The following is a 15,532-nucleotide window of genomic DNA, read 5'->3' on the forward strand; positions in this document are numbered from 1 at the left end:
CCTATGGCAATGATCCCGGCGACGCTGCTGCTGGAAGAACGAGCCGCCCTCGCGATGAACGCGGTGGTGGGCCTGGCCGACGACGAGCAGGACGGAATTCCGTTCTTCAGCGCGAACCTGCTGGCCAGGCCGGCGCGGCTCGAACACGGTGACTGGGACTACGGGTCCAGTCACGGCCGGCTGACCGACGCGATCCTGCTGGCCCGGCAGATGACCGGCGGCAAGGACTGGGAGCCCGGCTGGACCACGGTCGCCGACCGGTACCGGGAGACGCTGCTGGCGTTGCTCGGCGAGGACGGGCTGACCTACCGGCGCGAGCACCCGCTCGGGCACTGGAAGGCGCACGCCAACCTGATCGACCAGCGAGCGACCCTGCTCGCGCTGACCACCACCGTGGTCGCCACCGGCGATCCGGTCGCGCAGGCGGCCGCCGACCGCCAGGTCGCCGCGCTGAAGCGGATCGCGATCAAGGAGCGCGACGTCTGGTTCTACCCGGCCTCGGAGTACACCCCGGCAGGCTGGCCGTCGTCGAACGCGATCGACCTGCACCTGGCGCCGGACCCGGCGTCGTTCTCGGGCCGGCTGATCATGCCGCTGCTGCGCTACCACCAGGCGACCGGCAACGCCGACGCGCTCGAGCTGTGCGAGTGGTTCGCCCGGCTGATCGTCGAGAAGAGCGGCGTCTACCTGCCCGACGGCAGCTTCAACCCGGCCCGCGTCTTCCGCAGCGGCCACTTCCACACCCGGGTCGGCACGCTGGAGGGACTCGCCCGGCTGGCCCAGCACACCGGTGACCACGGGTTGACCCAGTTCGTCCGGCGCAGCTACGACTGGGTGCTGACCCAGGCCACCGGCTTCGGCTGGACCCCGGGCGACCTGGCCGACCAGCGGTACGAGCACGAGACGTGTTCGCTGGTGGACCTGATCGGCCTCGGGTCCACGCTCGGCGGCAGCGGGCTCACCGAGTACTGGCCCGTGGTGGAGCGGTTCGTCCGCAACCACCTGGCCGCGTCGCAGTTGCAGGACGTCAGCTGGGTGCAGTCCGCGGCCGACCGCTCCGGTGACGAGCCGGGCTGGCGGACCCACGTCAACGTCGGCGAGCGCGTCCTCGGCGCGTTCTGCGGGTACGGCGCACCGAACGACTACGTGTCCGACGTCCCGCTCGGCCGCGGTCACACCAACGATGTGCAGGCTTGCTGCGTCGGCTCCGGGGTACGCGGGCTGTTCTGGGCCTGGAACAGCATCGTCACCGGTGACCGGTCGCTGGCCCGCGTCAACCTGCTGCTGTCCAGGGCGCACCGCTTCGTCGACGTGGTGAGCCACCTGCCGGTCGAGGGCAAGGTGGAGCTGCTGGTCAACGAGCCGGTCGACGAGTTGCGGGTCCGGGTGCCGGACTGGGCCGGGTACGCGCGGCTGGCGTTGCGCCGCGAAGGCGGGTCCGAGGACCGGGAGTGGACCGGCGCCGAGCGGATCTGGGCGCCCGACGGGTACCTGTCGATCCCGCGGACGCAGCCGGGGGAGCGGATCACCGTGACCTTCCCGACGGTCGAGTCGACCACCACCGAATTTGCTGCGGGCAACGAGTTCCGGGCGCACTGGCGAGGCGACGACGTGGTCGCGATCGACCCGCAGGGACACGCCCGACCGATGTACGGGGACCGGCCGGAACACGCCGGCGGGCTCCGCGAGTACGACCTCCACCGACCTGAGACGGAGTGGTCCTGGTGACTACAGGCTGGGTGCTGACCGATTCCCCGACCGCCGAGGCGCTGACGCCGTACGACCTGCGGTGCGAGCACCTGGTCGAGCCGCTCGGTATCGGCTCCGCGCGGCCGCGGCTGAGCTGGCGGCTCGCCTCGCCGGTGCGCGGTGACCGGCAGGACGCGTTCCGGATCCGGCTGGAGCGCGGTGGCGTCCAGGTCTGGGACAGCGGCTGGCGGTCCGACGACGCGACGTTCGCTGATCACGGTGGGGCGCCGCTGACCTCGCAGACCGACTACAGCTGGACCGTCGAGGTCCGGGACGCCGCGGGCGCGGTGACGAGCGCGTCGGCGACCTTCGCCACCGGCATCTTCCACCCCGAGGAGTGGCAGGCGCGCTGGATCGAGCACGACTACGACACCGAGCCGCCGTTCGAGCCACCGAACGACGAGCGCCGCAAGGTCGAGCCGAGGACGGAACGCTCCGCCACCCTCGCCGCGCCGCGGTACCTGCGTCGCTCGTTCGACCTGACGGCGCCGGTCACCCGGGCTCGCGTCTACGCCACCGCGCACGGCCTGTACCAGCTGACCGCGAACGGCCACCGCGTCGGCGCCGACGAGCTGACCCCCGGCTGGACCGACTACCGCGCCCGGCTGGCCTACCAGACGTACGACGTCACCGAGCTCCTGCAGGAAGGCGAGAACGTCCTCGGCGCGGTCATCGCCGAGGGCTGGTGGTCGGGGTACGTCGGCTGGGACACCCGGAGCCAGGCGCACCACTACGGCAAGAAGCCTCAGTTGTTCGCCCAGCTGGTCGTCGACCACGCCGACGGCAGCCAGACGATCATCGGCACCGACGCGCGCTGGATCGAGCGGACCGGGCCGCTGCGGTTCGCGGACCTGCTGATGGGGGAGTCGTACGACGCGCGGCTGGAGCTCGGTGACTGGGCCAGCCCGGGGTACGAGCTCGGGACCGGCTGGGAACCGGCCGGTGAGGTCGGGTCCGACGTGTCCACCCTGGTTGCCGCGAGCACCGAACCGGTCCGGGTGACCGAGGACGTGGCGGCCGTGTCGGTGGACCGGCGCGAGCCCGGCCGGTACGTCGTCGATCTCGGGCAGAACCTGGCCGGCCGGATCAGGCTGCGCGTTCGCGGTGCGGCCGAGGGTGACCGGATCCGGCTCCGGCACGCGGAGATGCTGCAGTCCGACGGCGAGGTGTACACCGCGAACCTGCGGACCGCCGACGCGACCGACTACTTCGTCAGCGCCGGCGCCGGTGAGGAGATCTTCGAGCCCGCGTTCACCGTGCACGGGTTCCGGTACGTCGAGATCGCCGGGTACCCGGGTGAGCTCACCGTGGCCGACGTGACCGGGCGGGTGCTGCACTCCGACACCGCGGTCGCCGGCCGGTTCGAGTGTTCCGATGCCGGGGTCAACCAGCTGCTCAGCAACGTCCGCTGGGGCCAGCGCGGCAACTTCGTCAGCGTGCCCACCGACTGCCCGCAGCGGGACGAGCGCCTCGGCTGGACCGCCGACGCGCAGATCTTCCTGCCCACCGCCGCGTACCAGGCCGACGTGCACACGTTCTTCGCGAATTGGCTCCAGGACCTCGCGGTCGCGCAGACCCCGGACGGCGCCGTCCCCGACGTGATCCCGCACCTGATCACCGGCCGCCACGGCACACCCGCGTGGTCCGACGCGGCCACGATCGTGCCGTGGACGCTGTACCGCAGCTACGGCGACGAGCGCGTGCTCCGGCAGGCCTGGTCGTCGATGCGGAGCTGGGTGGACTTCGTGCACCGGGCCAACCCCGACCTGATCTGGCGCAACCGCACCGGTGGTCACTACGGCGACTGGCTGCAGGTCGACGTGGTCACCGACCGGGACGTGCTGGCCACCGCGTACTTCGCCCGCAGCGCGGAGTTCACCGCCTCGGCGGCACGGGTGCTCGGACTTGAGGACGAGGCGAAGAAGTACGGCGACCTGCGGGACCGGATCGCGGCGGCGTTCGTGGCCGAGTTCGTGGATGCCGAGGGCAAGGTCCGCGGCGACACCCAGACCGGGTACCTGCTGCCGCTGGCGTACCGGTTGTTGCCGGCCGACCTGGAGCAGGAGGCGGTCAAGCACCTCGTCGCCGACCTGGAACGCCGGGGCCGCTCGCTGACCACCGGATTCGCCGGGGTCGCGCTGCTCTGCCCGATCCTGGCCGAGTACGGCCAGCTGGAACTGGCGTACGACCTGCTGCACGACGACCGGTACCCGTCCTGGGGGTACTCGATCCGGCACGGCGCGACGACGGTCTGGGAGCGCTGGGACGGCTGGACCGAGGAGAAGGGGTTCGGTCCGGTCGCGATGAACTCCTTCAATCACTACTCGCTCGGCTCGGTCGGCGAGTGGCTGTACTCCGACGTCGCCGGGATCGCCCAGGCGCCGTCGTCGGTCGCCTTCCGGGACCTGGTGATCCGCCCCCGTCCGGGTGGCCGGCTCACCTGGGCGCAGGCGGCGTACGACACCCCGTCGGGCCGGGTCACCACCCACTGGGAGACCGCGGACGGCCGGCTCGGTCTCGACGTCGAGGTACCGCCCGGCACGACCGCGACCGTGCACGTCCCGACCAACGACCCGGCGTCGGTCCAGGAGTCCGGCCGCCCGGTCGCGGAGCAGGACGGAATCGAGGTCGTCGGCCCGGCCGACGGCGTCCTGGTCTGCCGCATCCCCTCCGGCCGCTACACCTTCACCGCCGACCACTAACCCCCGCCCCCGACCACCCGCACCCGACCGCCCACGGGTCGCGCGCGAAGTACCCACTGCCGGGTTGTTGAGCCGCTGGCGGGTTGTAGCGCGCTAGTGGCCCAACAACCTGCCATTGGGCGCGGGATCGGCTGTGGAGTGCGGCGGCCGAGGGCGAGCGGGGTTGCTGAGGGGTGTGGGCGTTCGGCGGCGGGGTTCAGCGTTTGGTGGCGCGGCGACGTTTGCGCGGGGCGGGGCCGGTGGAGCCGCGGACGACGAGGCTGCCGGACAGGTGGACGACCCCCGCCCCCGGGTCGCTGGTGAACTTCTGCCACGCCAGCCGGCCAAGGTCGACCGTGGAGACGGCGAACGTGGTCAGCCCGGGATCGGTGTGCGCGCTCATCGGCGCGTCGTCGATCCCGATCAGCGAGAGCTCACCGGGGACGTCGATGCCCAGCTCGCGCAAGCGGGTGAAGACGCCCAGCGCGACGTGGTCGTTGAAGGCGATCACCGCGGTCGGCTGGTGCTTCAGCGCCTCGTCGGCGGTCGCGTACCCGTCCTGCATCGCCGAGCCGCACGGGATCGGGATCACCGTCTGGCCCAGCGCCTCGGCGGTCCGGAACCCGCGCTGGCGCTGCCGGTCCGACCACGCGTTCGGCGGTCCTTCGAGGTACACGATCCGCTCGTGCCCGAAGCCGGCGAGATGCTCGCACAGCACCTTGACGCCCTCGGAGTAGTCGACCACGACCGCGCCGATCGACGGGTGCCGCAGGACGCGGTTGATCAGCACCAGCGAGCGACTCGCCGCGGCGACCTCCTTGAGCCGCGGCGTACTCATCCGGGGTGCGCAGAGCAGCAGACCGTCGACCCAGCGGGCCAGCTCGAGTGCGGATCGGTACTCGCGCTCCGGGTCCTCGTCGGTGCCGGCGACCAGCGTGTGGTGCCCGACCTCGGCGGCCTCCGCGGCGACCCCCTTCAGGATCTCCGCGAAGTACGGGTTGCCCAGGTCCGGCGCCACCACGCCGATCGTCTGGCTCCGGCCGCGCAGCAGCGTCTGGGCGGCCGGGTTCGGCCGGTAGCCGACCTCGCGGGCGGCGGCGCGGACCCGGTCGGTGACCTCGGTGGAGACCGGTTTGCCGCCACTCATCACCCGCGAGACCGTGGCCGTGGACACCGCGGCGATCCGGGCCACGTCGTGGATCGTGGCCCGGCCCGCGGACGGCGCCGCGCCACCTCTGGACGTCTTGCTCACCGAGTCATTGGATCATGTCCGGCCGGACCGGTGGCGCAGGTCACCGGACCGGTGCGTCCAGCACCAGCGGCTGCCCGTTCTCGGTCACGTCGGTCAGCACCAGCCCGGTGACGTCCTGCACCACCGGTGGCTGGCTGGTGGTGCCGAAGTCCACGTGCTGCAACCGGACGCCGCTGATCGGCGCGTCCGGGTACCCCTTCAGGTTCAGGCTGCGGCGCGCGGTACCGACGGTCAGGCCGGTCACCGCCAGGTCGGAGACGCGGGGGTTGAAGCCGTGCCCGGGGCCTTCCTCGTAGAAGAAGTTGATGTCGATCACCGACGACCCGACCTGGCCGATCCGCAGCTCCTTGGCGTGGAACTGCTCGATGAACCCGCCGCGGACCGAGTTGGTCTTGAACCGCAGCGCGATGTCGAGGTTCGGGCTGGACAGGTCGCAGTCGCGGACGAACACGTTCCGCACCCCGCCGGTCATCTCGCTGCCGATCGTCACGCCGCCGTGCCCGTCGCGCATCGTGCAGCCCTCGATCAGCACGTCCTCGGTGGGGGTGTTCACCCGTCGGCCGTCGGCGTTCCGGCCGGCCTTGATCGCGATGCAGTCGTCGCCGGTGTCGAACGTGCAATCCCGGATCACCACCATCCGGCAGGACTCCGGGTTGCAGCCGTCGTTGTTCGGGCCGTGCGACTGGACCGTGACGCCGCGGACCAGGACGGACTCGCTCAGCGTCGGGTGGATCTCCCACATCGGCGACCGCAGGATCGTGACACCCTCGATCAGCACGTTCCGGCAGCGGTACGGCTCGATGAACGACGGCCGCAGGTACCCGCCCTCGCCGTACTGGCGCTGCCGGACCGGGACGCCCTGCTCGGCCTGCTCGAACAGCAGCGCGCGGGCCTCGGCCTGGCGGGGCTCACCAGGCTCCCAGCCGTGCGCGGTCTGGCCCTTCCACGGCCACCAGTGGTCGTCGTCGGCCTGGCCGTCGAGGGTGCCGGTACCCGTGACCGCGATGTTCTCCTGCTCGAACGCGTAGATCAGCGGCGAGTAGTTGTACAGCTCGACGCCCTCGAACCGGGTCAGCACCAGCGGCAGGTAGTCCGTCGGGTCCGTGCTGAACAGCAGCGTCGCGCCCTCGGACACGTGCAGATCCACGTTGCTGAGCAGGTGGATCGGCCCCGTCGGCCAGTTGCCCGCGGGGACGACCACGTGGCCACCCTGAGCGCGGTGGCAGGCAGTGATCGCGGTCGCGATCGCGTCGGTCGCGTCCTGGCCCGGGACGGCGCCGTAGTCGGTGATGTCGAACCAGCGGCGGGGGAACCGCGGTCCGCGCACCTTCGCCGAGATGTACTCGGCCCGCGCCCACGGCGAGGTGGGGCCGTCCGCGGCAGCGGCCTGTGGTGGCGCGCCGACCGCGGCGGCGGTACTGAGGTTCGGTCCCAGCAGGCCGAAGCCGGCTGCGCCGACTCCGCCGAGGAACAGGCGTCGGGTGGGCTCGGTCATCGTCGTCTCCTCACCACGGGGGCGGAATCCCTGCTGCTGCAGGGCTGCAAACCTTTTCCTATTTCAGCGGACAACTCCGGGTCAAGGTCTTGACGCGCTTCGTTCGCACTGCGACGGTAGCCAGGAAAAGGATTACCTGCCCGCCGCCCCGGGTTCCTCCGCGGTGGCCTGCGCGAGGGAGACCACCGTGCGTCAGCTCCGCCTGTACCTCGTCAGCCTGTGTCTGGCCGCCTGCCTCGCCGCCGGCGCGCTGACCGTGCCCGCCGCCCAGGCCGCCGGGGCCGCGGCCGCCGCGAACCCGGCCACCTTCGGCCCGTTCGACCCGAGGATCGAGTACCAGGGGCACTGGGCCAAGGACGACGACCTCGCCACCACGGTGAACTCCGGCTCGTCGCTGCGGTTCCGGTTCACCGGTGGCCAGGTCGGGGCGTGGTTCGAGACGGAGTCGATCACCGTCCCGGCGCAGCTGTACATCTCCGTCGACGGCGGCGAACCGAAGCTGGTCAAGGTCGACGAGGAGCACAAGGTCTTCGCCGAGGGCCTCGACCCGAACGCCATCCACACCGCCGAGATCGCGGTCAAGGACGTCGACGAGTACGAGAACCGGTGGATCACGCCGGTCCAGTCCGGCGTGGTGCTGGCCAAGATCGAGCTCGGCCCGGGCGCGAAGCTGGTCCCGCTGCCGTCGATCCCGGACCGGCGGCTGGAGTTCTACGGCGACTCGATCACCCAGGGCGTGATGGCGCTGTGCCCGCGGCTCGGGATCGACTGCGCCGACGGGACGAAGAGCTACCCGCACCTGGTCGGGAACGCGTTCGGTGCCTCGACGAACCAGGTCGGCTTCGGCAAGCAGGGCATCATCCAACCCGGCCACGGCAACGTCGGGACGGCGTCGGAGTCGTTCGGCTACCACCTGGCCGGCCTCCCCGCCGAGCCGTTCGACCCGGGCGCGGTCGTGGTCAACTTCGGTACCAACGACGCGCCGTACCCGAGCGAGGAGTTCGCGCCGAAGTACCTGGCGTACCTGCGGCAGGTCCGGGCGGCGAACCCCAAGGCGCTGATCCTCGCGCTGCGGCCGTTCACGGGCACGCACGCGGCCGACATCAAGGCGTCCGTCGAGCAGGCGAGGGACCGGCGGATCGTGTACGTCGACACCACCGGCTGGTTGGCCCCCGGTGACTACAACGGTGGCTCACACCCGAGCGTCCAGGGTCACCAGGTCGCCTCCGGCAAGCTGATCAAGGTGCTGGAGAAGCTCACCGGCTGGCGGTCCTCCCGGCCGGGCGACACGGTCTCCCCGAAGCTCGCGCCCCAGGGCGTGGCGGACGCGACGTGTGCGGACACCCCGCTGCGCCTGACGTTCGACGGGCCGGTCGAGGTCGGCCGGCAGGGCAAGCTGCGGATCCACCGGGCCGGGGGTGAGGTCGTCGACACGATCGACCTCGGCGACACCGCGACGTACCAGCGGTACGTCGGGGGCGCCCGCTCCGACTTCGGTGAGCTGCACAAGTGGACGTACCAGCCGGTCGTCGTGGACGGGCGGACGGTCTCGATCCACCCGCACCAGCGACTCGCGGCCGGCCAGGTGTACTCCGTGACGGTCGACCCCGGGTTCTTCGCCGGGCACCCGGGCATCAGCTCGCCGGTCGAGTGGATGTTCCGGACCCAGCAGGACCCGAAGGCGGGCACCTCCCGGCTGACCGTCGACGGCCGTGGCGACGCCGACTTCTGCACCGTCCAGGGCGCGGTCGACTTCGTGGCCGAGGGCAACGACAAGGAGGTCCGGATCGACGTCGCGCCGGGGACGTACCGCGAGCTCGTCTACGTCCCGCAGACCAAGCCGCACGTCACCATCGTCGGCGCCGGCGCCGGCCGGACCGAGATCAGCTACCCGAACAACAACCTGCTGAACGGCGACTACGCGATGGCGAACGTGCCGATCGAGCAGGCGTACTGCCCGCGCCGCGTGCTGCCCCAGCCGGACCGGTTCAACTGCTGGCGGGCCTCGTTCGGTGTCGACGCGGACGACTTCTCGATGACCGACGTGACGGTCCGCAACCTGACGCCGTACCGGGGCTCGCAGGCCGAGGCGTTCCGCGGCAACGGCGAACGGATCGTGCTCGGCCGGGTCCGCATCCTCGGGTACCAGGACAGCCTGCGCCTGCAGGGCAAGGGATTCGTGACCGACAGCTACGTCGAGGGTGACGTGGACTTCATCTGGGGCACCGGTGGCGTCTTCGTCCAGGACTCCGAGCTGAAGGCCCTGCACGCCGGGTACTACAACCAGGTCCGCAACTCCGACAACGGCCCCGGCAACGTGTTCGTCCGGGTCAAGCTCACCCGTGGCCCGGACGCGCCCGACGACAGCGTGTTCCTCGGCCGGGTCGAGCTGAGCCGGTTCCCGACCAGCCAGGTGGTCTTCGTCGACTCCGCGATGGACAAGCACGTGAAGACCGCCGGGTTCCAGGTCACCAGCCCGAACGACTGCGCCGCGGCCGGTCAGCTGCGGTTCTGGGAGTACGGCAGCACCGACCTGGCCGGTCAGCCGCTCGACACCAGTGGACGGCTCGCGTGTTCCCGCCAGCTCAGCGCCGACGAGGCCGCGCCGTTGCGCGACCCGGCCGCCGTGCTGAGCGGCTGGCACCCCGTCGTCCCGACTTCCCGCTCCGAAAGGTGAAACGATGTCCGCAATGAAGCGCAGGTCCGTGCTTGGTGCTTTCGGCACCCTGGCGGCGACCACTGCCACCGGCTGGACCGCGACCGCGGCCGCCGCCGGGACCCCGACCGACGCGGGAGGCGCTGTGACCGAGACTCCGAACGGTGCCCGCCCGCAGCCGGCGCCGCGTCCGGTCGCGCCGGTGAACGCCGAGATCGCGGCCGCGCACACCGCGGCGTACAAGACGCTGCCGCAGGTCGTGGTCGGCGTCGACGTGGAGGATCTGATGAAGATCCACACTGCCGAGGACGCCGAGGCGCTGCGCCCGCAGCTGGTCGCGCAGGTGTGGAAGGACACCGGCGTCCTGCCGACCGGGTTGCCGACCGTCCACCGTGACGTCGGGACGCCGGCCGAGCTGCCCGCGTTCACCGGCGTCCGCCGGTACGACAAGCTCGAGGTGGCGATGCGGTTCGGGTACGTCGCGACGGTGTTCCTGGTGGAGCCGGTGCAGCGGACCCATCGCCGGATCGCGTTCTACCACAACGGTCACGGCGAACCGCTGGACACGTTGCAGCGGACCACGCAGGGCCTGCTCGACCACGGGTACACGGTGTTGTTGTTCGCGATGCCGTTCTACCACTGGAACCCGAAGACCCTGCAGGACCCGGCGGATCCCACCGTCCAGCAGCAGCCCTCGCACAACGACCTGAACCTGTGGGAGTCCGCGGAGTACTCGCCGCTGGCGTTGTTCCTCGAGCCGCTGGCGGTGGCGATGAACCACGTGCAGGCGACCGAGCGGCCGTCCTCGGTGCAGATGATCGGGCTGTCCGGCGGTGGCTGGGCGACCACGATCTACCCGGCCCTGGATCCGCGGATCACCCGGTCGTACCCGACCGCCGGCTCGCTGCCGTTCTTCGTCCGGCCCGGGTCGCCGAAGCCGAGCCCGACCCGTGGTGACTGGGAACAGCGGCAGGACAAGCAGCCTGGGTTCTACGGGCTGGCGGACTTCCCGGACATCTACGCCCTCGCCGCCGTCGGGAAGAACCGGCGGCAGGTCCAGATCCTCAACCGCTTCGACGAGTGCTGCTTCAACGGTGTCGGGCACCGCAGCTACGAGGCCGCGGTCCGGCAGCGCATCGCGGTGATCGGGACCGATGCCACCAGCAACGAGGCGAACGGGCACTGGGAGCTGCTCGAGGACGCCACCCACGGCGACCACACGATCAGCCCGTACGCGCTGTCGGTGATCCTCTGGGACCTCGACGAGCACTGCGCCCACCTTCCCTGAGCTCACCCCCTTGGGTCCGGGGTGAACCGGCCGCGGGCGCTGCCGCTTCAGCACGCCGTCCCGCGGCCGGCGTGAACACCGACCGGGGACCTCGGACAGGAAATACCCTGTTCGAGATCCCCGGTAGGTGATCAAGGTGGACCGAGCGTCAGAGCAGCTCGGCGGCCTTGCTGACGGGATGGCCGTTGACGGTGACGTTGTCGAGGTGGACCTCGGCGTGCTCGATCGTGCTCGGCGCCTCGATCCCGTCGAACCTGCAGTCGACCAGGCGCAGATCCTGGACGGGGGAGCGCTCGTACCCGCGGACGTGCAGGACGTTGCGGGCCTTCTGCACCGTGATGTTGCGCAGTTCCACGTTGCGGACGCGCGGGGTGAGGTCGCCGGTGTCGCCTTCGCCTCGGTGGAAGTTGCACTGGACGATCTCCTTGGTGAGCGTGGAGATCGTCAGGTCCTTCAGGTAGATGTTCTCCGCGAAGCCGCCGCGGATCGAGTTCGTCTTCAGGTACAGCCCGAAGTACAGCCGGTCGCTGCCGATCACGCAGTCGCGGACGTAGATGTTGCGGGCGCCGCCGGTCATGTCCGACCCGACCGTGATCGCGCCGTACTTCACCGTCAGCGTGCAGTCCTCGACCACGATGTCCTCCGACGGCACGTTCACCCGCAGACCGTCGGCCTCGCGCCCGGACTTGACCACGATGCAGTCGTCGCCGGCCGTGATCCGGCAGCCGCGGACGACCACCGAGCGGCAGGACTCGAGGTCGACGCCGTCGTTGTTCGGGCCCTCGCTGTCGATCTCCAGGTCCCGGATCGTCACGTTCCGGCAGAGCACCGGGTGGACCTGCCAGAACGGTGACCGGACCAGCTTCACGCCCTCGATCAGCACGTTCACGCAGTCGTACGGCTGGATGAAGCTCGACCGCAGGTGGTACCCCGGCCCGTAGATCCGCTCGTCCACCGGGACGCCGTCCGCACCTTGCTGCCGCAGTTTGACGAAGTCGTCGTCGCACCGGTGGAACCAGCCCCACCAGGTGTCCCAGTCACCGCCGCCGTCGATCGTGCCGGTGCCGGTGACCGCGATGTCGGTGCAGCCGTACGCGTAGATCATCGGCGAGTAGTTGAACACCTCGACGCCCTCGTACCTGGTCCGTACGACGGGCAGGTAGTCGACCGGGTCGGAACTGAAGAGCAGCGTGGCCCCTTCGGAGACGTGCAGGTTCACCCCGGACCGCAGGTGCACCGCGCCGGTCAGGAAGGTGCCCGGCGGAACCACGACCCGGCCCCCGCCGGCCGCGGCGCACTCCGCCACGGCCGTACGGATCGCCTCGGTGGCCGGGGTCCGGCCGTCCCCGACCGCCCCGTACGCCGTGATCGGGAAGTCCCGGTCGGCGAACACGGGCGGCCGGACGGTGGCCAGGATCCGGTCCACGTCGTCCCAGCCGGCAGCGGTCTGCCGGCTCACAGGAGCTGCGCCGGGTCGGTGATCTTCTGCCCGTTCACGGTGAAGTTCGTGAATTTCATCTGCACGTCCTTGATCGTGCTCGGTGCGTCGATGCTGGTGAACGTGCAGTCGATCACCCGGAAGTCCTGGATCGGCGAGCGCGGGTACCCGGTCATCGAGAACGCGTTGCGGGCATGGCCGACGGTGACGTTGCGCAGCTCGACGTTGCGGACCCGGGGCGTCAGCGGACCGGTGTCGCCCTCACCGCGGTAGAAGTTGCAGGACACGACCTCCTTGGTGAGGTTGGAGATCTCCAGGTCCTTCAGGTAGATGTTCTCGGCGAACCCGCCGCGGGTCGAGTTCGTCTTGATGTACAGCCCGAAGTACTGGTTCGCGCTGCCGATCCTGCAGTTCCGGACGAACACGTTGCGGACCCCACCGGTCATCTCGCTGCCGATGGTGATCGCACCGTACCGGATGTTCAGCGTGCAGTCCTCGATCAGGATGTTCTCCGACGGCACGTTCACCCGCAGCCCGTCGGTACCCCGGCCGGACTTGATCGCGATGCAGTCGTCGCCGACGTCGAGCACGCAGTTGCGGATCACCACGTACTGCGAGCACTCCGGGTCCACGCCGTCGTTGTTCGGGCCGCGGCTGTCGATGTGCACGTTCTGCACCGTGACGTTGCGGGACAGCACCGGGTGGATCTCCCAGAACGGCGACCGGAGCAGCTTCACCCCGTCGATCAGCACGTTGCGGCAGTGGTACGTCTCGATGAACGCGGCCCGCAGGAAGTGGCCGGCGCCGAACACCCGCTCCGGGACCGGGGTCCCTTCCTCGGCCATCGCGTTCAGGTTCGCGAAGTCGGTGCTGGTCTGGTTGACCCAGGACCACCAGTTGTCCCAGTCCGCCTGGCCGTCCAGCGTGCCGGTGCCGGTGACCGCGATGTTCTCGCAGTCGCGGGCGTAGATGAGCGGCGAGTAGTTCATCAGCTCGATGCCCTCGAACCGGGTCAGCACCACCGGCAGGTACTGCTCCGGGTCGGTGCTGAACAGCAGCGTCGCGCCTTCGGACACGTGCAGGTTCACGTTGGACTTCAGGTGGATCGCGCCGGTGAGGAACGACCCGGCCGGGACGACGACGCGGCCACCGCCGGCCGCGTGGCAGGCCTCGATCGCGGCCCGGATCGCGGCGGTCGCGTCGGTCGTGCCGTCCGCGACCGCGCCGTAGGCGGTGATCGGGAAGTCCTGGTCGCGGAACTTCGGCGGCTTGGTGACCCGCATGATCTCGCCGAGCTGGCCCCAGCCGGGACCGCCGAACCCGTCGGTACCGGGCGGCGCGGCCGTGGCGACGGGACCGGCGGCCGCTTCGCCGGTCGCGATCGCGGCCACGGTCGGCAGCAGGGCGGCGCCGGCCGTCATCCGGAGGAAGTTCTTGCGGCTGAACTTGTCTTGCACCACGGGATTTCTCCTCAGGTCGTGGGTGGAGCGGTCAGTTGTCGACCCGGACGCCGTTGATCCAGACCTGGTCGAGGCGCAACCCGTCCACGTACTGGATCAGGTTCTCCTCCTCCATCCCGTCGAACCGGCAGGCCTGCAGCCGGATGTCGCGGAGCGGGACGGTGGGCAGGCCGAGCAGGTTCAGAGCACGCGGTGCGCCGGCCGCGGTCAGCTGGCTGATGCTGATGCCGTGCAGGTCGGGCGGGAAGTCGCCGGTGGTGACGTTGGCGTAGTTGAGCACGATCTCGATCACCGAGTCGGCGGCCTGGCCGACCTGGACCCGGCGGACGTCGAAGTTCGCGATCGTGCCACCGCGCTGCGGGTTGCTCTTGATGCGGATGGCGCGTTCCAGCCGTGGGCTGCTCATTGTGCAGTCGCGGACGAAGATGTCGCTGACGCCGCCGGTGGTCTCGCTGCCGATGGTCACGCCGCCGTTCCCGTCGGCCATCTCGCAGTCGCGGACGACCGCGTACCGGGTCGGGACGTTCACCCGGCGGCCGTCGGCGTCCTTGCCGGCCTTGAAGGCGATGCAGTCGTCGCCGGTGGAGATCGTGCAGCCCTCGATCAGCACGTCGGTGCACGACTCCGGGTCGATCCCGTCGTTGTTCGGGCCGTGCGGGCTGTCGATGACGACGCCGCGGACGGTGACGTTGCGGCACAGCACCGGGTGCAGGTTCCACATCGGCGAGTCCTTGGCGGTGATGCCTTCCAGCAGCACGTTCTCGCACCGGTTGAACTGGAGCAGGTTCGGCCGCAGGTAGTGACCCTCGCCGAACACCCGCTGCTCGACCGGGACGCCGTCGGCGGCCTGCTTGAGCAGCAGGGTCTTGTCCGGACCCTCGTTGGGCGGCGGGCCGCCGGTCCAGTCCCACCAGTGGTTCGCGTCGGCGCGGCCGTCCAGGACGCCCTTGCCGGTGACGGCGATGTCGCGCTGCCGGTAGGCGTAGACGAAGGCCGAGTAGTTGTAGCACTCGGTGCCTTCGTACCGGGTCGGGACCACCGGCAGGTAGTCGGCCGGGTCCTGGCTGAACGCGAGCCGGGAGCCCTCGGCCAGGTGCAGGTCCACGCCGCTGAGCAGGTGCACCGCGCCGGTCCGGAAGTCGCCGGCCGGGACCAGGACGTGGCCGCCGCCGGCGGCGTGGCAGGCCTCGATCGCCGCCCGGATCGCGGCGGTACAGTCGGTTGCGTCGTCGCCGACCGCGCCGTACCGGGTGATGTCGAACCACCGGTTCGGGAAGCGCGGCGCCCGGATCCGCCGTAGGATCCGGGCGACCTGGGCGTCGGCAGCCGGTTCCGCGGCGGCGGCCGGGGCGGTACCGCCGCTGAGGACCAGTCCAGCTGCCACCGCACCGCCGGCCAGTAGGAAGCCGCGCCGGTGAAGTTCCTCGCTCATGGTTGTGCTCCGTTCGGACCGCAGGGGAGTGCAAACGATTGCACCCGATCGTCCACCGGTCCGTCCGGTGTGTCAACGGCT

Annotated in this window: 9 protein-coding genes; 4 read left to right on the forward strand and 5 right to left on the reverse strand. The window is 70.6% G+C overall.

The features are described 5' to 3' along the window. Positions 1-3: 3 nt before the first annotated feature. Together FB561_RS32785 and FB561_RS32790 are read left to right on the forward strand one after the other, a co-directional pair. Positions 4-1,728 carry a glycoside hydrolase family 127 protein gene (locus tag FB561_RS32785; RefSeq protein WP_145813911.1) on the forward strand — a complete coding sequence of 575 codons (1,725 nt, stop codon included), beginning with the start codon at positions 4-6 and terminating at the stop codon, positions 1,726-1,728. Continuing rightward, complete coding sequence (locus FB561_RS32790) at positions 1,725-4,451, forward strand: glycoside hydrolase family 78 protein (protein WP_238335266.1); 2,727 nt, start codon at positions 1,725-1,727, stop codon at positions 4,449-4,451. The genes FB561_RS32785 and FB561_RS32790 overlap by 4 nt, the downstream gene beginning before the upstream one ends. A 196-nt stretch (positions 4,452-4,647) precedes the next feature. Here FB561_RS32790 and FB561_RS32795 read toward each other — a convergent pair whose 3' ends face one another. Then, positions 4,648-5,682 (reverse strand): LacI family DNA-binding transcriptional regulator, encoded by a 1,035-nt coding sequence (locus FB561_RS32795; protein ID WP_145813912.1) that lies wholly within the window; start codon positions 5,680-5,682, stop codon positions 4,648-4,650. A 40-nt stretch (positions 5,683-5,722) separates the two neighbouring features. Further along, positions 5,723-7,177 (reverse strand): glycoside hydrolase family 28 protein, encoded by a 1,455-nt coding sequence (locus FB561_RS32800; protein WP_145813913.1) that lies wholly within the window; start codon positions 7,175-7,177, stop codon positions 5,723-5,725. 187 nt (positions 7,178-7,364) lie between these two features. Here FB561_RS32800 and FB561_RS32805 point away from each other — a divergent pair, with 187 nt between their 5' ends. Beyond that, positions 7,365-9,854 carry a pectinesterase family protein gene (locus FB561_RS32805; protein WP_145813914.1) on the forward strand — a complete coding sequence of 830 codons (2,490 nt, stop codon included), beginning with the start codon at positions 7,365-7,367 and terminating at the stop codon, positions 9,852-9,854. 4 nt (positions 9,855-9,858) lie between these two features. Then, positions 9,859-11,121 carry a hypothetical protein gene (locus FB561_RS38070; RefSeq protein WP_170284916.1) on the forward strand — a complete coding sequence of 421 codons (1,263 nt, stop codon included), beginning with the start codon at positions 9,859-9,861 and terminating at the stop codon, positions 11,119-11,121. Positions 11,122-11,269: 148 nt separating this feature from the next. Here FB561_RS38070 and FB561_RS32815 read toward each other — a convergent pair whose 3' ends face one another. The 3 genes from FB561_RS32815 to FB561_RS32825 are packed head-to-tail and all read right to left on the reverse strand — an operon-like array spanning position 11,270 to position 15,451. Then, positions 11,270-12,580 (reverse strand): glycoside hydrolase family 28 protein, encoded by a 1,311-nt coding sequence (locus FB561_RS32815; RefSeq protein WP_145813915.1) that lies wholly within the window; start codon positions 12,578-12,580, stop codon positions 11,270-11,272. Continuing rightward, on the reverse strand, positions 12,577-14,019 hold the full coding sequence (locus tag FB561_RS32820; protein WP_202880976.1) for a glycoside hydrolase family 28 protein: 1,443 nt from the start codon (positions 14,017-14,019) through the stop codon (positions 12,577-12,579). Before FB561_RS32820 ends, FB561_RS32815 begins: the two co-directional genes overlap by 4 nt. Before the next feature lie 31 nt (positions 14,020-14,050). Further along, positions 14,051-15,451 (reverse strand): glycoside hydrolase family 28 protein, encoded by a 1,401-nt coding sequence (locus FB561_RS32825; RefSeq protein ID WP_145813916.1) that lies wholly within the window; start codon positions 15,449-15,451, stop codon positions 14,051-14,053. Positions 15,452-15,532: the final 81 nt, after the last annotated feature.

This window comes from Kribbella amoyensis, from assembly GCF_007828865.1.
Lineage (GTDB): Bacteria > Actinomycetota > Actinomycetes > Propionibacteriales > Kribbellaceae > Kribbella > Kribbella amoyensis.

Excerpts from the sequence above, each read along its gene's own strand:
- FB561_RS32785 (WP_145813911.1), top strand. The coding sequence starts at position 4 with ATGGCAATGATCCCGGCGACGCTGCTGCTGGAAGAACGAGCCGCCCTC.
- FB561_RS32800 (WP_145813913.1), bottom strand. The coding sequence starts at position 7,177 with ATGACCGAGCCCACCCGACGCCTGTTCCTCGGCGGAGTCGGCGCAGCC.
- FB561_RS38070 (WP_170284916.1), top strand. The coding sequence starts at position 9,859 with ATGTCCGCAATGAAGCGCAGGTCCGTGCTTGGTGCTTTCGGCACCCTG.
- FB561_RS32825 (WP_145813916.1), bottom strand. The coding sequence starts at position 15,451 with ATGAGCGAGGAACTTCACCGGCGCGGCTTCCTACTGGCCGGCGGTGCG.